Origin of the sequence: Priestia sp. 179-F W1.4 NHS, assembly GCF_045369295.1 — a bacterium.
Lineage (GTDB): Bacteria > Bacillota > Bacilli > Bacillales > Bacillaceae_H > Priestia > Priestia zanthoxyli.
Genome location: NZ_JBIQFF010000020.1, coordinates 1 through 18,302 on the forward strand (window position 1 = coordinate 1; position 18,302 = coordinate 18,302).

At 32.3% G+C, this 18,302-nt stretch carries 18 protein-coding genes; 8 read left to right on the plus strand and 10 right to left on the minus strand.

The window, feature by feature from the left end; all coding sequences use genetic code 11:
- The coding region (locus ACH0CI_RS26665; protein WP_406902498.1) for an IS3 family transposase at positions 1–169 on the plus strand (169 nt) is incomplete at its 5' end.
- A gap of 129 nt (positions 170–298) precedes the next feature.
- Here ACH0CI_RS26665 and ACH0CI_RS26670 read toward each other — a convergent pair.
- Entirely contained in the window at positions 299–1,270 is a 972-nt protein-coding gene (locus ACH0CI_RS26670) for a helix-turn-helix domain-containing protein (RefSeq protein WP_335387693.1), read from the minus strand.
- 479 nt (positions 1,271–1,749) lie between these two features.
- Here ACH0CI_RS26670 and ACH0CI_RS26675 point away from each other — a divergent pair, with 479 nt between their 5' ends.
- Both ACH0CI_RS26675 and ACH0CI_RS26680 read left to right on the plus strand, forming a co-directional pair.
- Entirely contained in the window at positions 1,750–2,898 is a 1,149-nt protein-coding gene (locus ACH0CI_RS26675) for a tyrosine-type recombinase/integrase (RefSeq protein ID WP_335708346.1), read from the plus strand.
- 157 nt (positions 2,899–3,055) lie between these two features.
- Positions 3,056–3,505 (plus strand): hypothetical protein, encoded by a 450-nt coding sequence (locus ACH0CI_RS26680; RefSeq protein WP_406902486.1) that lies wholly within the window; start codon positions 3,056–3,058, stop codon positions 3,503–3,505.
- A 172-nt stretch (positions 3,506–3,677) separates the two neighbouring features.
- On the opposite strand, the gene ACH0CI_RS26685 is transcribed toward ACH0CI_RS26680, so the two are convergent.
- Together ACH0CI_RS26685 and ACH0CI_RS26690 are read right to left on the minus strand one after the other, a co-directional pair.
- A protein-coding gene (locus ACH0CI_RS26685; protein ID WP_406902487.1) for an IS3 family transposase occupies positions 3,678–4,828 on the minus strand; the annotation gives its coding sequence in 2 pieces (ribosomal slippage) (positions 3,678–4,588 and positions 4,588–4,828; 1,152 coding nt in all).
- A gap of 442 nt (positions 4,829–5,270) precedes the next feature.
- Entirely contained in the window at positions 5,271–5,678 is a 408-nt protein-coding gene (locus ACH0CI_RS26690) for a hypothetical protein (RefSeq protein ID WP_406902488.1), read from the minus strand.
- A 290-nt stretch (positions 5,679–5,968) separates the two neighbouring features.
- Between ACH0CI_RS26690 and ACH0CI_RS26695 the strand changes: the two genes are divergently transcribed.
- Positions 5,969–6,511, plus strand: coding sequence for a hypothetical protein (locus tag ACH0CI_RS26695; RefSeq protein ID WP_406902490.1), 543 nt, complete (start codon positions 5,969–5,971; stop codon positions 6,509–6,511).
- Between the two features lie 360 nt (positions 6,512–6,871).
- Positions 6,872–7,930 (plus strand): S8 family peptidase, encoded by a 1,059-nt coding sequence (locus tag ACH0CI_RS26700; RefSeq protein ID WP_406902491.1) that lies wholly within the window; start codon positions 6,872–6,874, stop codon positions 7,928–7,930.
- A gap of 324 nt (positions 7,931–8,254) precedes the next feature.
- Here ACH0CI_RS26700 and ACH0CI_RS26705 read toward each other — a convergent pair whose 3' ends face one another.
- Positions 8,255–8,989, minus strand: coding sequence for a hypothetical protein (locus ACH0CI_RS26705; RefSeq protein WP_406902492.1), 735 nt, complete (start codon positions 8,987–8,989; stop codon positions 8,255–8,257).
- A gap of 147 nt (positions 8,990–9,136) precedes the next feature.
- Here ACH0CI_RS26705 and ACH0CI_RS26710 point away from each other — a divergent pair, with 147 nt between their 5' ends.
- On the plus strand, positions 9,137–9,829 hold the full coding sequence (locus tag ACH0CI_RS26710) for a hypothetical protein (RefSeq protein WP_406902493.1): 693 nt from the start codon (positions 9,137–9,139) through the stop codon (positions 9,827–9,829).
- A gap of 548 nt (positions 9,830–10,377) precedes the next feature.
- Here the strand turns inward: ACH0CI_RS26710 and ACH0CI_RS26715 are convergent.
- A complete protein-coding gene (locus ACH0CI_RS26715; protein WP_335707600.1) occupies positions 10,378–10,848 on the minus strand; it encodes a FixH family protein in 471 nt (156 codons plus the stop codon).
- A 28-nt stretch (positions 10,849–10,876) separates the two neighbouring features.
- Positions 10,877–12,265 (minus strand): PepSY-associated TM helix domain-containing protein, encoded by a 1,389-nt coding sequence (locus ACH0CI_RS26720; protein WP_335707601.1) that lies wholly within the window; start codon positions 12,263–12,265, stop codon positions 10,877–10,879.
- Between the two features lie 672 nt (positions 12,266–12,937).
- Between ACH0CI_RS26720 and ACH0CI_RS26725 the strand changes: the two genes are divergently transcribed.
- Positions 12,938–13,051: a hypothetical protein gene (locus ACH0CI_RS26725; RefSeq protein ID WP_406902494.1), complete on the plus strand. Its 114-nt coding sequence runs from the start codon at positions 12,938–12,940 to the stop codon at positions 13,049–13,051.
- Between the two features lie 10 nt (positions 13,052–13,061).
- Here the strand turns inward: ACH0CI_RS26725 and ACH0CI_RS26730 are convergent, their stop codons facing one another.
- Positions 13,062–13,247: a DUF8096 family protein gene (locus ACH0CI_RS26730; protein ID WP_406902496.1), complete on the minus strand. Its 186-nt coding sequence runs from the start codon at positions 13,245–13,247 to the stop codon at positions 13,062–13,064.
- A 526-nt stretch (positions 13,248–13,773) separates the two neighbouring features.
- Here ACH0CI_RS26730 and ACH0CI_RS26735 point away from each other — a divergent pair.
- Positions 13,774–13,914, plus strand: coding sequence for a hypothetical protein (locus ACH0CI_RS26735; RefSeq protein WP_230185112.1), 141 nt, complete (start codon positions 13,774–13,776; stop codon positions 13,912–13,914).
- A 268-nt stretch (positions 13,915–14,182) separates the two neighbouring features.
- On the opposite strand, the gene ACH0CI_RS26740 is transcribed toward ACH0CI_RS26735, so the two are convergent.
- The 3 genes from ACH0CI_RS26740 to ACH0CI_RS26750 form a co-directional block, all read right to left on the minus strand.
- Positions 14,183–14,623: a YaiI/YqxD family protein gene (locus ACH0CI_RS26740; protein WP_071277291.1), complete on the minus strand. Its 441-nt coding sequence runs from the start codon at positions 14,621–14,623 to the stop codon at positions 14,183–14,185.
- A gap of 616 nt (positions 14,624–15,239) precedes the next feature.
- Positions 15,240–16,856: an FAD-dependent monooxygenase gene (locus tag ACH0CI_RS26745; protein WP_335708288.1), complete on the minus strand. Its 1,617-nt coding sequence runs from the start codon at positions 16,854–16,856 to the stop codon at positions 15,240–15,242.
- 608 nt (positions 16,857–17,464) lie between these two features.
- On the minus strand, positions 17,465–17,896 hold the full coding sequence (locus tag ACH0CI_RS26750) for a VOC family protein (RefSeq protein ID WP_406902497.1): 432 nt from the start codon (positions 17,894–17,896) through the stop codon (positions 17,465–17,467).
- Positions 17,897–18,302 lie beyond the last annotated feature (406 nt).

The window sequence follows — 18,302 nt, forward strand, 5'->3', positions numbered from 1 at the left end:
TCATTCCTCGCTAAAGTCTGAAACGTTCTACCTTGACGAGTTGACATATACTACGACCACCATCGTAGAGCAAACCGCCAAAAACTATATTACGTATTATAATAATGCCCGTATTCAAACAAAACTAAACAACCAGTCACCTGTACAATATCGGCAACTGGTCGTTTAAAAGGTGTTTTGATCCCTGTCTCAAAAACAGGGGTCAGTCCCAATATCTGCAGAGGATTTTTTTATTAAACATAGTATGAAAATATGTTATTGATCTGGTAATTTTATTGTCTTCAGGCTGCAGTCTATCCTATAATTTTTGCACAGCGTACAACAACAACTCTTCCACATTCTTTTTGCCTAATTCCTTGGCTTTTTGCTGTAACTCTTCCTTCAGATTACTTGATACCTTTACACGTACTACTTCCAAATCGCTATCAATGTAAATTCCACGGCTGCGTTTATTAATCTTTCCTGAGACAAGAACTGACTCCAATAATTCAACGATTTCTTGTGCTGATTCTGTCAACAATACAGGTTTGATTTCAACGATAAATTGCTCTTTCTCTTCTTGTGGTGTAATTCTCATGTTAGTCGGGCTTAGGTACTGATAGAATAAATCCATGAGCTTATAAAGTTGTGATTTCGCGTAGGCTGTTTGCTTAAATGCAAATGTAGCATAACCTTCTTTCGTAATAGTTTTTTTCGATTCAATTTCATAGACTGCTTCAAAACCGCGATCAAGTAATTCTTCTACCGTTATCTCTTCATGTTGCTCTGTCACTGCCATAATGGGATCTTCTACTGAGATAATACGGGCAAACTGCTCTTTCACTTCATCTTTCTTCACAAAAAGCTGAAAGAGTGCAATATTTTGTTCGGTATGATAAAAATGACGCTTACTAGGTTTACGGCCAACTTCATGCGTACGCTTAAACGCTTCTAAATCTTCTTCATTCACAAAATAACAATTAATACCCCTGTATTCTTCTTGGAATGCAGGTAAAAGTTCTTGCTTAATATACTTATTCACTGTTGTGACGGATATATCGAGTTGCTGCGCTACCTCTTTTGTCGTAAGTCCTGGCTTTTTTAACTCTTCTTGCAAACGAACGACATCTTCGATATCAAATTCATAACGTCCTTCAATATGCCAGTTATCTTTATTAATAGGGTTTAATTTTCCTTGCTGAATATATGTATAAATCGTTTTCTTTGATGAAATAGATAACATCTCCATCACATCTTCAATAGTAATAATTTTAGTAGGATTATCAATCATAACATACACTCCTATTCTTTTTACTTCATCTAATAATTAATTATATCATATATACATATAGTTAGAGTTTAAAAGTTTTTATAATAAATATGTAAATGTTATAACTAACTTATAAATATTTATGTTTTATTATTTACTCTAAGTGATGACAAATAGGAGATTTTTCTACAAACTCTATAAATAATAAACTATATTTATAGAAAGTAAGTTTATACTTTTACTTTCGAATAAGTTACAATTAATAAGTAATAAATATAATAAGTAACTGTAAAAGAGTAGTTAATTATAGAAACCTTATATATTTATTTAAGACAGCTAGTATTTTTAACCTTTTTATTAAAATTATAAATGCGTTTAAAAGGGTAGTTGTAATCTATATACATATAAACAGAAACTTAACCCCTAAATAGAGAAAAAGATATCTTAAGACAAGGGAGATCTATAAATAAGATGGCATGCTTTACGAAAGGAGAGGTTTTATGCAAGATTTCTCATTAGTACATGTAGGAACAGAAGTAAGGGAAAGAAAAGGAGATTTCAATAAAATCGTTTCACTAATGCTGGACGCTACATACTACGATGCCTTAGAAGAAAGAAATGAGCATCACCAGAGAAAAAATGAAGATATGTTTAGCGATTTTACGGATGAAGAAATGATGTACTACTATGTCCATCAACGAAAGCATATCAGAAAGGATCGAGAACGAAAAGAAAATACAAAAACCGAATACGTACGGATTTTGTTGCAGTTTTATCAGTATGCGGTAGAAAGTGAGTCGTTCTTACGCCAGGATGTCGACTGTTATATAGAAGAAACTATTTTTAAAAACCTACGTCCTTGGCATATTCGAAACTACCAGACGTATTTAAGCACGGCATTGTTAGGAAAGGGTGGGAAACCTTATTCACCCGCAACTTTAGATGCCAAAATGACGACTTTAAAAAGTTTTATGAAGTGGTTACATGAAACAAAATATATCCAGTATTCTTTACATAAAGAAATCTTGAGTACATCACTATCTGAACAAGAAATTCCAAACCGAGATTTGTATTACCATGAAGTCAAACAGCTGCTAGACTATTACAAAGACCATCCTATTAATCATGGATTGTTAACGATGTTGGCGATGACAGGGTTGCGTGTACAGGAAATAGCTAAAGCTTCGTGGGGAGATGTATATTTAGACAGTTTAAGTGGCCATTATCGGTTAAGAGGAATAGGGAAGGGTGGAAAGAAATTTGATAAATTACTCCATCCATCGCTATATGAACGTATTCTTGCTTTTCGAGAACGACGTCATGTCAGTACAGCATTAAATACAAGTGATAGAGGTCCATTATTTCCAACTAAAGATGGAGACTATTATCAATATAAAAACTTAAGTAATTATATTGTGCGTATCATTGGACGAACAGAATTACCTTTTGTAAAAGAACGGAATGAAAGGATTACGCCTCATTATTTTCGTCATTTTTATGCGATTTATAGTAGGCAGCAGGGAGCCGATATTTTCTTAATTCAAAAGGAATTGGGTCATAGTGATCGTAAGACTACCGAGCGTTATCTCGAAAAAGTTTTGCAGCGAGAGCAAGAAATTGGGCTCATGTGGAAAGAACAAGATTTTTAACTATAATTTGTACACCACCGTATCTGCGTTTAAGATACAGTTTTATACGATACAACTTAAACACAGTAGTAATTAAAGAGTAATTTTTATAATTTAAGGGAATATAAGAGAATAATTTAATTGTAAAATATATTAATTTTTTGGAGATGTACATACAATGGCTATCTTATTATCAATTGGAATTACCATATTAAAAGCAATATTTACTGGGTTAATAGCAGTACCTGTAGGTTTCTTTATTTATAATATGTTATATTACAGATTTACGAATAGAGATGAGATTAAACAAATCGTATTAGATTATTTAGAGTTTGTTAATATGAATTATGATACTTCAGAAAGAGGGAGGTCTAGATATATTCTTGAAGAAGGTAGTAGGTTAGTTGAAGATGAAAATACTCCTGTTTACCCAAGCCTCCCAGCTATTATGAAGTGGGTCTACCATAATAATATTATTCAAAAAGGTGTCAAATTTGGTGTTAAATATGATGAAGCCTTTTTTGCCTCTATATTGGGAGAATTAATGATGGAAGGTAGAGTTACAGGGATTCATAATAAAGAAACAGACGAGATAGTTGCCTATAAATTTAATAGTTTTGATCTTTAATTTATGTAAATAAGATTATTGATGTAGTAAATCGCGATAAATCACCTTATTATTTTATATTTATGTAAATATAATTAATTAGGAGAGTTGATAATTTTTTACCGAAAATAAGATATATAACAATCTTCGAATTGGACTTGAGTCAATAATTTGGACACAAAAAAGTTAAGTCTTAAGCTGTTTTTCTTATTTGATCCTCAATCGCTTGAGGGGTTTGATAGCCGAGGCTACTATGGATTCTGTTTCGGTTATACCATCCTTCTATAAACTGAAACATGGCTACTTTGGCAGCTGAATAATCTAGGTATTGCGTATGATAGACTTCCTCTTTTTTTAATATGGCATGAAACGACTCGATACAGGCATTATCATAAGGGCAGCCTTTCTGGCTGAAAGACTGTTCCATTTGATACTTGTGGACATGCTGAGTAAACTCACTGCTTGTGTATTGTGAGCCAAGATCCGTATGAAGAAGTAAGCCCTTTCGGGGCTTTTGATTAGTGTAAGCGTTTTGAAGTGCTTCAATGACTAGTTCAGACGTCATGGAACGAGAAAAAGAATAGCCCACGATTTTTTTAGAATGTAAATCTAATACGGATGCTAAATAACACCAACCATCTTTTACTGTAGGAATGTACGTAATATCTGCCACCCATTTTTCATTAATAGTCTGTGTAGAAAAATCTCGTTTTAACAGATTCGTCAGTTGTATCACCTTTTCTTTTGACGGATAGGGACGGTATTTTTTCTTTGTAATTGAACGAATTCCTGCTTGTTTCATTAAGCGCTGAACACGCTTTAGACTTAGATCACACCCGTTATTTACTAACATCTTATGAATTTTTGGAGCGCCATAACGCGCTTTACTTTTTACATGAATTCGTTCGATTTCTTTCGTTAGCTTCCGATTTTCCTGTTCGCGGTTTGATACTGTCTTTTTGAACGAATGGTAGTAGCTACTTCTTGGAATCGTTAACACTTCGCACATTTTCTGAACACTGTATTGTTCTTTATATTTCTCGATAAAATGGTTGAGCTCTGCTTCCGTTACTTTTTCGCGAATATGGCCATAGCCTTTTTTAGAATGTCTAACTCTTGTTTTAACCGAAGGTTTTCCTTCTGGATCTCAGCTAATTCTTTCGGTGTTAGAGATCCTTCTTCTGAGCTGATAGGTGTAAATGCCTTCACCCACTTATAGATTGTTACTTCTGATACGCCATATTCGCTGCTTAAATTTTTAACAGAGTTTCCTGCATGATATAAATCCACAATCGTTTTCTTAAACTCATCATTGTATGTTTTGCCTGCACGTTTACGTTCCATCTCGGACACATCCTCTCAACAGTCATTGTAAAGACTTAATTAAATGGTGTCCATGAAACTATACTAACTCCAATAGGTAAATAAAGACTTTATTAATATTACATAAGATCTTTTGCTTTTACCTTTTATTATGCTCAGAAAAATACAAATAAATTATTTCGATTATTAATGATAAGATACTTAAGATATTACCTATTTCTTTTAATTAATCTTTAAATATCCCAGCACTCCAAGCTGCTTCACTAGAAGCTTAAATAGCTGCACTAATAAACTTCGTACATATAAATAGGGCTGATAAGAATAAGCAAGCCACGGCCCTTTCGTTCAATAAAATACCATTTTTTACATCTATATTATATTAACGGAATTATACTTTCTAGAGCTAATTAACATCTGTATAACTTATTCATTCCTAGTTACCATAATAGATTTATTATTATTTTTAATAGATAAGCTTAATTAATTCTCTTGAGTTCTCATGGTCCACAACATAAGTGGCGTTGCTATCTCCAATGTATTTAAGTACTATTTCGTTTTCTTTATTTTTAGCAATATGTAATGCTTTATCTTCTCCATTAGTAAAGTTTAATTTCATATCATAATCATATTTTTTTATAGATTTGTCGTTCCTTCTAGCACTTTCTAAAGCTTTTTTGAATACTTTAAGTTTCTCCTCACTAGAAAAATTCTTTTTAAAATTCTCATTTAAGGACCCTAAATTCTTAAAATCTGATATTTGTATTGCTTTTACCTGATCTAATTGTTTGCTACCAGGGAGAACCTGATTGCTTTTTGGCTGACACCCTGCTATCAAAAGTATAGTAGCTAAAGTAATTAACAATTTTTTCAACGCGTTATCCTCCATATCTTTTTATCACCATTTCTTAGTATGAATGATTTTAAAGTAATTGAAAATATTTTTGATTAAATAAACCTGGTTTTTTACATTTAAATGTAATTATATATATATAATTACATATTTTAAAATTATTAAGATTAATGTTATTATATAGAAGTGTGAGTTACAGATATTTTATTTAATACATATCGTTTTGAAATTCAAACATACTTGTTACACATTGATATGATGTATTTTAACTCATATATTATTTTTAAAACTTTATAAGGTTGGTGGTTTAATTGGGTAGTACTACATTTTTTTTATTAGGTATACTAGGAGTTATATTTTCATTAGTCTTCAAGACTAAGATTCTTTCTACGGTTAAACAACAAGATAAGCTAGTAGGCATTTTACAGAATAAACCTTGGTTTAAGAGCGCTGTTTCTGGTGGAATTGTATTATTCCTTTGGAATACTTTTATGACAGGAATTGTAGCTGCTTTAATTTTTATTCTTATACTTACCAAAGTTAATATTCCTTTCCTACATATTGCAATTATAGGATTAGGAACAATAGCAAGTATTTGGGCATGGTCGACGTTTAATATAGCATGGACTGGGACTACTAAAAATCGAATTAAGATGGCTAGTATTGGTAGTAGTTTTTATGTACTACTTGGTATATACGCTCTTTATCAGTACCTTAATTTGAAACCTTCTTACAATGGTCAAGATATATTTATGGCTGCTTTAGGTCTAATGGCTGTTTTAATTATTGCTCTGGTAGCATTATTAACTTGTTTTATTTTTACTGGATTTCAACAGAAGCAGCCACTACATTAATTTGATAAAAAAATAAAAAAGACTCTATCTCAAATGTTAGAGTCTTTTTTATTTTTGGTACCTAATTATTTGTTTATTTAGTAAGGTCTTGAAGGGCTCTCTTTAAATATAGAGATCTAAAGAGTAATTACTAAGTAAATGAAAAGTTCAGAGGTAGCCATTGATAGAGGTTAATCTGACAATGAGTGATAGTTTGACGCATATTTCAATAAATGAAGGAAAGATATATTTGATTTTTATTAGAGTAAAATTTAAAACATGCATAATAACTGTAAATAGCTTTTCGTCAATCCATACACATTATTTTTAGTCAATGCTTTTTTAATCCTTATAACGTAACTTATAAATTTAGGAGGCTTTATGAACAAGTTAATATATGTTTTACTTACGCTTTTAATAACTAGCATTACTTTTTCCTCACCGTATTCGGTTAAAGCTGAAGCAGTCGCAAGAGGGACACTTTACGAAGATTATTATTTTGGACGGCAAATTAATATATTAGATATATTAAATGAAAACAAGTTGTTAGGTAATAGAGAAATCTACAGAGGTAAAAATATAAAGGTAGGAGTTTTAGACACAGGAATTGATTATAAAAATGATGGATTACACGTACAAGGAGGTATTTCTACAATCAATAATATAGATGATTATATGGACTATAACGGCCATGGTACTCATGTGGCGGGAATTATATCATCATCAAAGAAACATAACAATAGGACAATTGGTGTGGCCCCTGAAGCTCAAATATTTGCTATAAAATCTTTGAATAATGAAGGTAATTCCAAAGAGAAAAGTATAATTGCTGGGGTGCAATGGGCAATAGACCATGATATTGATGTTTTAAATATGAGTATTGGAACCGAAACCGATGCAAAAGGCGTTAAAGATGTATTAGAAAGCGCTTATAAACATGGTATATTTATCGTTGCACCAGTTGGAAATAGTGATTATCCGGAAAGTTCACATATTACTTATCCTGCAAAATATAGCTCGGTTTTTGCTGTTGGGTCAGTCAATAACAAACTAAAACGATCTTTTTTTTCCAATGTGGGACAAGAATTAGACATTGTATCTCTAGGAGAAGAGATATATGGCCCTAGTCTTAATGAAACTTATACATATGAAACTGGAACTTCTATGGCTTCCCCTTACGTAGCCGGTGTAGCTGCTATATTACTTAGCGCAAACCATAATCTTACTAATAGTGAGTTAAAAGAGATTCTCCTATTATCTGCTGATTATTTAGGAGCTAAAACTGAATATGGATATGGGATAATAAATATTCCTAAAGCGCTAAATCTTGCTCTATTAAAAAAGAACAATATTAAGTTGTACAATTACAAACTTAATTTATATAAGAATATGATGGTCTATAGAAAAATAATGGATAATAAAATACCCCCGATTTTATGAACAGGGGTATTTTGAATTCTTATAAAGTTGTTTATCCCAAAAATAAAATATTAAAATTGAATAAGTGGTGGAATGCCTGCTTCTGGTGTTAAAAATATAAATAACACAAATAAAAAGGCTATGATGGCTAGTATTCCTATAACTAAATAATTTGTTTTTCTAGTTTTTAAAAATTGTAACAGACAAATAATTAGGGGTGTAGCAGTAAGAATTAAACTTAAAATAAAGCTAAACCAAACATTAATATTTGCAAGGACATCCGTTATAAATAAAACTAAAAAAACTACCAAACAAATAATGCAAAATAATATCATGCTATCACCTTTAATGTGTATGGTACTTCTTAGAGTGCCCTAATTTGCCTGAACAAGCTGCAGCTCCACCAGTTCCATTACACCATGTTTCGCTAGTATAATCTTTTACACATCTTATAGCTAATGCTTTGTCACAATCGCTATTTGTGAAATTTCTTAACGCTCTCCAATTTGTTTTTGGATAATGGTATCCATCTGTAAAAGTACCGTTGAAACGATTACAGTGAACCCAGTCGCCTTTTTTGTATTTCTTTCCGTATGCCATAGTTGTAAATGTAGCTGATTCCTGTTGGTCATCTGCGCTTTGTTGAGATTCCGCAAAGTCCATTTGTTCATTAAAACTATTCCAATCTACGGCTTCAGTGAATTTAAATTCACCATTAGAGTTCTTATTGACAATAGTTTCATTACCTTCAGGTAATTTAACTCTGATTTGGTTTAAATTTTCGTCTACTTCAAATTTACCGTTAGCATCAGTTTGTACCTTTTGGTCATTTACAATAATAGTCTGGTTAGCTAGCGTTCGTACCAGGAATAGTTTATCACCTTGAACGTTCCATCCAGATTCCTCTATCTCTTCTGTTTGTGAATTTGTATACTCATCTTCTTGTATGACAGAAATGAGCATAAGCTCAGCAGATCCATTTTTATTTCCTTCTGCTGCACTAGCCTTAATTGCGTCAATAGGTAAATTAAGTAATAACAAAGCTATTAATATACCTATTGAAAAGATTTTTTTCATCATGTTGCCTCCTCCTTTTCAACCTAATTATACCAATTTAATCTAATAAATCCATATTTTTTTAAAAAAAAGTTTAATTTACTTATTTACAATTTATTTCTATTAGGTAAAATTGTCTATGGATATTTTTATAGGGAGGAAATAATTATTATGAAATTAAGAGTTATTTTAGTATGTACCATCGTATATGTATTTTTAGCAGGATGTAGTAACGAAGCAGCAGAAAATAAGAAATTAAATCAGTATGTTACAAAGGAGTTAACTTCAACATTTGAAGATGTTAATAATAAGGTTACAACAGCTAATGAAAATATATATATAAAAAACATAAACAATTTCTTACAAAAAAAGGAAAGCAAAGAGGATTTATTGAAAAGTTTAGGTGAATATAAAGAAGATATTAAGAAGCAACAAGAAGTTTTAAAGAGAATGCAAATTAGTCAAGATTTGAGCAAAGACCATAAAAAAGAAATTCAAACTTTGTATAAAGACTATCGCAATATTCTTAATGAAAACATAACAGCAGTAGAGCAAATAGAAAGCAAAGTAAACAAAGGTAAAACTGTTACAAATAGTGACTATTTAATAACCAAAAAAAGAATCTCTCAATCAGTCGTCACATCTAATGTTAAGTTAATTGACTTTATGGAAGTTAATAATCTGACCACGGTAAAGAGAAACGTAAACTTAAAACAAGATAATAGTAACAACCATATGAACCATGAGAATATGAACCACGAGAATATGAACCACGAGAATATGAACCACGAGAATATGAACCACGAGAATATGAACCACGAGAATATGAACCACGAGAATGGTACTGATAGCAAAGACAAATAATATATTGAGAATATTAAATATTAAAAACGAGAAAAAAAGATTTTGTAGTTATTTTTAGAGAATGTCCTTTTAAAACAAATAAAAACATCTTTAAGTTGAAAACTGGGTGCACATTACCTAATTATCATTTAGAGGTGTTTTTTATAGGAAAAAGAATCAGTGATTTAACAGAATGTTAAAAGGAAATATTGAAAGGATCATGCTCATGTTTTAGTGAAAATGTGTCAAGGCTAAAGGTATAGAGAGTGTAGATGAAATAAAAAATACAACACTTATCCTTTAAATTTTTTTATTCTTCACCTAAAACATGTGACTTGCATAGTCATCTAACATAAGTTTATTTCTCTCTTTGACTGCCTCCAACAACTTGTTTCATTCCTCTCTAAGTTCTAATTCCTTCTACCTCGACGCATTATAACCATACTCGTATTCAAATAAAATTAACAACATATCACCAAAAAATACATTAGTAATATGTTGTTCAAAAGTTTTTTGATATTAATCTCAAAAACTTGAATTAGCTACTGAGAAGTGGGCTTTTTACTAAATTAATGATGATGATGATGTCCATTCTCCTCCTTTTGGACACCACTTTTCAATATTCCCCATTCCTTTTTAGATAATTGTCCTACAACAAATTGTTTTTTAGGCATAATAGGGTCTCCTCCTTTGCTAGCATGTACTTGTATATAATATAATCCGTCTTGATTTAGGCTCTTTGTTAAACTAAAAGCTCCATTTTCCTCTTTCTTTGCTTGTTCCATGGGGAATTTCACCGATTTATCTTGTTTCCATATTTCAAAATGGACATAGTCAGGTCTGTTCACCTTTTTCCCATCTTTAGTCAAATTTACTTTAAAAGTTGTTTTTTTATTTGATGATATTGATTTAGGTATTATAATATCAGCTTGAAGAGGCTGTTCAGTTTTATACAAATTATTCGCATCAGGTTTAGTAGAGCAAGCACTGAGCATAAGAGTAAGAAGAAAAACTGTATATATATATCGTTTGTTTTTCATAAGTAAAAAACCTCTCTTACTTTTGGATTTATGCATTCATAAACTTTTTAATATAAGGGATTTTTTGGATTACAAACAAATCCAGTAACCAAACAAAAACAAGTGATAATCCCACCAAAGGAAATAGAATTCCTAATACAATTAAGACAATTAGAAATACCTTCATCATTCTAATACTAGGTGCTTTAGGAGCCCCCATTCCTTTTTTCGGCTTTCTCTTTATCCATAAATAAAAACCACTTATAGAAATAAAAATAATGCCCAAACATATTGCTAGACTTATAAGTTGATTAAAAAATCCAAATTGTGTTCCTTTATGTAGAGTAATGCCCAAGGCAATTAACTTCCCTATGAATCCATAATGGTCATATCGATAGTCAGCTAACACAGCACCTGAATACTGATCAATATGAATAGTTGCTTCATCTTGCGCTTTAGGTGGAAAAGCTGACAAAGTATATACTCCTTTTTTTTCATGAGGAATGATAATTTTGTAACTAGGATGCATTCCTTCACGATTAGCAATGTCAACCACGTTATTAATAGAAAGAGGAACAAGGCCGTTAACGTTAGACTTAGGAACCTTTAAATTTTCAGCAGCCCATGGTACATCTGCAATGTCCTTTGTTTTAACAGTAGAAGTTGGTGTGTTGCCTGTCCATATGGAAGGTGGGTATCCTGCTCCTGAATTGGTCGTCAAAGATTGAAAGTTTTCTCCCCAAAATCCTGACCAAGGTAGCCCTGAAAATATTAAAAATAACATTCCAGTTGTAACCCAAAAAGCAGGTACTACATGTAGGTCTCTTCTTAAAATTTTCTTTCCTTTTTTAAATCTTGGTAGTAAGATTCCTGCAATTCTGTTTTCCTTCCTAGGAATCCATAAAAATAATCCAGTCACACTAAGTACTATGGCCCAACAAGAAGCTAATTCTACAATTCTATCTCCTAAGGTACCTGCCATCAATTCACCATGAATTTCCTCAATTTTATCCATAATTCTATCTTTATCTTTTAATGTTCCCATGACCTTTCCAGTATAAGGATTAATAAAGACAGTAAAACCTTCATCATGAGATACAATTCCTATTTCACTTGATCGGTTAGCAGTTTCCCCTGGACGGTAAGTCGTAACTAAGGCATTAGGGTATAACCTTTTTGCTTCTTCTATTTGCTGAGAAGGAGCCAATTTTTCATTTTGTGGAGTTACTTCATAGTAGCTTTGATAGAGAACTTGTTCAATTTGAGGTTTGAATAAGTAAACAGAACCTGTTATAGCTAGAATAACAAGGAACGGGGCGAATAAAATACCTGCGTAGAAATGCCATCTCCATACTGCTCGGTACAGCAAATTTTCAGCTCTCTGCTTCTTTGCACTTCCTTGAGCTGAAATTACGTGATCTTCTCTTACTATTTCCATTTTTTTCTCTCCTTGCTAGTTTAAACGATAAAAGTAAAATTAAACTATGGTAGCTCACTAAATTAGTAAGACATAATCCTCCTTTCTTGCAGTAGATATTACCGTCAAATACATGGCCTAATTCACCTTCACCGTTATATTTAAAACCAGTAGAAAACATATCTACAAAGGGTTTAGAAACACAGGCACGGATTAAAGACAGAAATAACAATCCTTTTCACCTAGGTGAAGATATTTTATATAATAGCTACCATATGCCAAGAATAAACAATAACATAAAAAGGTTATTAATGTAATATATTGATTTAATACCTTTAATTGTATCGACACTTACTCTGAAAGATTTAGTCGATTAGAAGAAGTGTAGGTATACTTAAACGGAATAATTTTTAAGTAGCTATTTTAAATAGACGATAGATAACGGTTGTAGGGCTTTCAAAGACTTTTCCTGTGAAACAAGCTGACTTTTTAATCGTCGGCAAGGTTTATATTATGCGTTGTATTAAATAGCTATTCTGTACAAACTCGAAAAAAATGTGGTACTTATCTATTTTCCTTTTTCATAGGTAGGCTAGAGTTTGAGTATGATGAAAAAGCATATCATTCTTCATCATCGCAAAAGCACATGATCGTAAGAAAGATGCTTATTTGAGGGAACAAGGATATAAGGTCATGAGGGTCAGTGGCAGCAGCATTGTAAAACGTATGCCTCAAGTTCTAAAAAGAGTAAAAACGAGGTTGAATAAAAAAAGAGAAGACTTAAAGCCCTCTCTTCTTCATATATAATTATCTATGGTTATATACTTTTCTTCATGCCGCAATCCCGACATTCGCACAAAAGAACGCCACCTTTTACCGAACTTTTGAAGTAAGATGAGTTGCAGTTATTGCATGGGCCACTAACCTTATCTTGAAATGCAGCATAGTCATATACTTTATCAAGACCTATTTCTTGCCCTTTTATTTCTTCCAGGTTGATCACTCTTTTCTATTTGGCTTTTCTTAGACTAAAAAGTTATTGTAATTAAAGAGAACAGAAAATTAGTTCTTTTTTGTATGTTTCTCTCCCTTTTATTCCCTAAAAATCGTTCGTAATTATATTTTAAACTTAAACGAACTGTGAAAATGATAGATTTCCTATATAAATAAAAAGTCCGTAAAAGTATACTTTTGCGGACTGTTCTTTGATTTTAGTCCAACATTTTAACATATACAGTCTCTTTCTAATTATTTAATTTTTTAGCTACCTATAAGAATTTTCCATGATGTCCCTAACATTGTTTAAAAATTAGAATATTCAATTATTTTAATTTATTTCGTAAGCGATTACATATATAATGAAATAAGGTTGGATAGCAAGCTTGGCTATCATTGTATATGGCGTAGGCGGGGCCAGTACAAGATAAAAATAGCTTATCAAATAAAATACTTTGTTAATTTGTATGTATAAGAGATTGCTAGTTGGACAATAATAAAAAATAGGAACTTGCATAAAGGAGGTCAAACTATTGAGCGAATATAAACAGGTTTTCTCTACATTTATTAGTGAAGAACGATTTGATTTACATTCATACCTTACTTATTTATTTATCAATGAATGTCAGGAAGATGTAGTAAATCAGTTAGAACAGAAACATGTAAACCAATAAATTTATAAATATGAAAAAGGAAAAGGTAAATAATAATGAATGGAAAAATCGTGTAGGTGACTTTATCTTTCTGAGCAGAAGGAATAGGTCGCCTATTGGTATTTCTACTTAAGTATTTAATACACTAAACTCAATGTTAAATCTTTTTAAAGATTTAAGGGCTTATAACGAAAGTACTTTATTATTTACTTAAGCTAACGGGGCAGTTTAGTTTAATATTTGGACAATTTGTTTTTCTGGGTTTTTCTTGAAAATGGATGGTTCTTTTTTAACGTGAAATTGCTCTTTTAAAAAGCCCCTTAAATTTCTCTCTATCTTCGGGTGTAAATGGTTTTGGCCCCTTTGTACGCTTTCCACTTTTTCGAGCCATTGCACTCAAATAACGTGTTTGTAATAATTGGTCAATGTTTTCATTTGTATAGCTAGACCCATTATGGTGAAGTACCACACACCCTTTTGCTAAACCTAGCGAAGCAAGACCATAATCTTGCGTAACGATTATATCCCCTTTTTTTACTAAACCCATAATCCGATAATCCGCAGCATCTGCTCCAGAATCAACGTAAATGGTTTCCACTCCTGATGGTTGTTCCACATTAGAAAAATGAGAAAAGCTAGTAACAAGGATAACAGGAATTTCAGCATTCGTACCTTCAGAGATAATGATATCTTTTACCGGACAAGCATCTGCATCAACATAAATTTTCATCTTTAACTCTCCCCGTAAATAAGTTTGAGTTGATGATAATGGAAGACTTATCCTTTGTCAAACGATAATGATATTTTAATTATCCGTGTAAATAAATGGTATTATTGTCAAGGAATTGTGAAGTTTTGGTGTATAATGAGTGTTTTTTGTATGGATATATTTTTTGAGAGAGAAATGTGAAAAACGAACTAGCCCTTGTATGGCATGGAAACGTTTTTGTAATTTGTACCAGAAAGCTGTCTTATGTTAAGTAAATAGCAAAGTGTTTCGTGAAAATAATTAGTTTTGTAACATATGGTACATAGTTAAAAGGGATAATGATATTTATGAAAGTTTAATTTGATATCATCAACAGAAATAAAATTTAACGTATTTTATTAAAAGTATAATAAAGTTAAATACTTTTAAATTTAATGTTAATTCATAGTTAATATAACAATTGCTTAAAAGGTAAGAGGTAGAACGTGTTATCTGTCTACATTATCTGATATGGATACCTTGTGATTTTTATGAAAGCTCACTCAAAAGGCATACGTTTTAACACGTATGCCTTTCAAGATGTTATATTATTTAATTTTTAACTAATTTTAAGTCAGAAGCGTGCGTATCAGTTTAATTAGCATAGTATGCTATTCATGACCTTCTTAAGAATTAGATGAGGATTTGATTCCTCCTCTTTTGTACGCCATGCTACAAAACCGTCTGGTCTTATCAATACAGCTCCTTGAGAGGTAACATCGTACACTGCTTCCCAGCTATCCTCACACTCGACACAATCTCCTTGTAAACCGATACTATAAACATTAATAGGAACACCTAATTGAGAAGATACATTCCGGGCAGCAGTGCGCCAAAGGCTATTATCTTTTCCCGTAAATAAGATGAAATTTTCACCTATTAGATCTAAGGTAGAGATACGTTTACCTTGGTACTTCAACCACATATGTGGAGCACGAGTACCTGGTCTTCCGTTTAGTTCTAATTGATCCATTCTATGTGGTGTATCGGAGTTTTCCTTAATAATTGCTGTTGAGTTATATTTATACCCTACAGTAACTGCAGTATGGTCCATACTATTGAGGGTGCTTACACCTTTCTTTATAACACTAAATAACAAATCACTGGCATATTTGGTTGTTAATTCTACAGCATAGTGTCTCTCATCATGATAAGTTTGGAGCAATCGTGGATGAGCTTGTTTGTGTATCACTGCAGCCAGCTTCCAAGCTAAATTATGAGCATCTTGAATACCTGTATTCGAACCAAATCCTCCGGTAGGTGGCATAAGATGAGCTGCGTCTCCAATTAGAAAGACTCGATTGTCTTGAAAACGAGTAGCTGTCTGTTCTGCAGCTGCCCAAGGTAAAATACTGAAGATGACAATATCAAGATTTGAAACTCCTATAGCTTTTTTTAAAATCTCACAGCATCGCTCTTCAGAAAAATCTTCTGGACTTTCTCCATTTGAGGGATTGTAGGCCACGTGGTAAATCCATTCATCACGATTGTTAACGGTGATGAGCGCGCCAAATACTTCTGGGTTTAGGATTTGAATCCAGCCAAACTGGCTAGGTTTTAGAAAGCGACTTAGATCAGCCTGAAAATAGATGTTAATATAATGTCCGCCGATGACTCCTCTTCCTGTAGTTGGAATTTTTGTATATTGACGAATTGTGCTTTTAGCACCGTCTGCTGCAACTAAATAATCACTTCGGATTTTTTCTTTCGTTCCTGTCTCTCGATTTATTATAGTGACTGTTACTCCTAAATCGTCTTGTTGATACTCTATAAGTTCAGTATTATAGCGTATATGCCCTTTTCCTTCTTTAGCAGTTTGAAGAAGGATAGGTTCTAGTTCCATTTGATAACAAGATGCTGGCTTTGAAGGGCTCACCTTTTCAAAATTTTCTATTCTCTCTTTCTCAAGAGCTTTTTGGGAGTTCTCCGCCGTTTCTAATTTCTCAGGGTCTATGCTTTTGATTGTCTCTACGGCAATCCTTCCACGAATATTATCTAATGGTTCGCTAGCAGTCCGGATAGCTGCCTCCAATCCAAGTTGTCGAAATATTTCCATCGTACGAAATGTAATCCCTCCGGCTTTTGGATGGATAGCTGTACCAGTGTGTTTTTCAACCAGTAAATAATCAACGTTATGACGTGCCAAAAAGAGAGCAGAGGTAAGTCCACTAAGACCTCCACCTACTATTAAAACAGGAACATGTTTGTGTATCATAGAAATTTTCCTTTCAATTTTAAATGTACCCATGGGTCTTACTGAATTCAGTAATCAAACTATAACCTAAAAAAAAATGAAATTGTAGACTGTTTTTAGGTTATGTTTTATAATGATAATAGAGTACGCCCCAAATGAGAGGCGTTTTTTTTCTATAACTTTTTAAAGGAATACTCATTAATGTTAATGGAAACAACAGACACTTCCTGACTTTATACATGTGTTCTATTCTGTATTATCTTACTGTCTGTGTCCTTATATTTTATACATGTTCAGTTCTCATAATCGATTTTATCGGTATGAAATAGAAAAGAAACCTTTAGTTTTAATATAAAGTAACCGTTTTCATTTTTTGCTTTCTCAAAATGATTTGATAGGTTATAATAAATATCTACAAAAATATTAAATGATATGTAAGTAACAAGCAATTACACCCTTAATATTTAGCTAAAAGAAAAGCCCACCTCTGACAAATCAGGTGGGTTTTTCTTTTTTTGGTGTATGTGATGCATATCCTTAGTTAACATAAAACACATTCCGGAACTCAACCAAGAAAAGCTTGAAGGAGAAGAACTCTAGAAATAATAAAAATACCAGCTTTTTATTAATTACTTATTATCAGCAGCTTGTGTGGAAATTTGCCAAGTAACACCGAATTTATCTGTTACTTGTCCATATGATGGGCTCCAAAAAGTTTCTTGAAGTGGCATTCCTACTTGACCACCTTCTTTTAGTTTTTCGAACACTTCATTTGATTTTTCTATACTGTCTATAGCGATAGCTACCGTTACTTGTGATCCAATTTGGTATGGTTGACCTGGGAATGTGTCAGAAAGCATCAAATCATTGTCACCAACTTTTAAGTGCGCATTCATTACACGGTCTATTGCTTCTATAGGAGTAGGAAATTCTGAATTTCCGGGCATTTCTCCGAACGTTTGAACTCCAATAACTTTGGCATCCAATGCTTTTTCGTAAAATTCAACAGCTTCTTGTCCATTACCGTTCATAACTAAATAAGGATAAATTCCTAAAACCATTGAAAACACCTCTTTTAAAATTTTAGTTAGACTTTACTAATCACAGTTACATGAAAAAAGAACTCATGTTTGATTTAGTCATAACTCTCACTACGTATCTATACAACAAATTCATTGGGTTATCCTGCAGCTTTAGTTGATTAAGAAAAAAAGATACACGTACATCTGAAGACATAGATTTCTATGTACACCATATAAAAACCTAGTTACCATAAAGTCCCTTCTAGGAACAAGATAGCCTATACGACTCTATATATTGCCTTGTCTAGTTCCAATGAGATAGGTATCTATAAATAGTTCTCGAACTAATTAATACTCCCCTTAAAAAAGAGCCAAAGTGAAAAAATATAGTAAACGGAGGAATTAGTTTGCAAACTATGTTTCATTATAACTGGTTGGTTAGAGA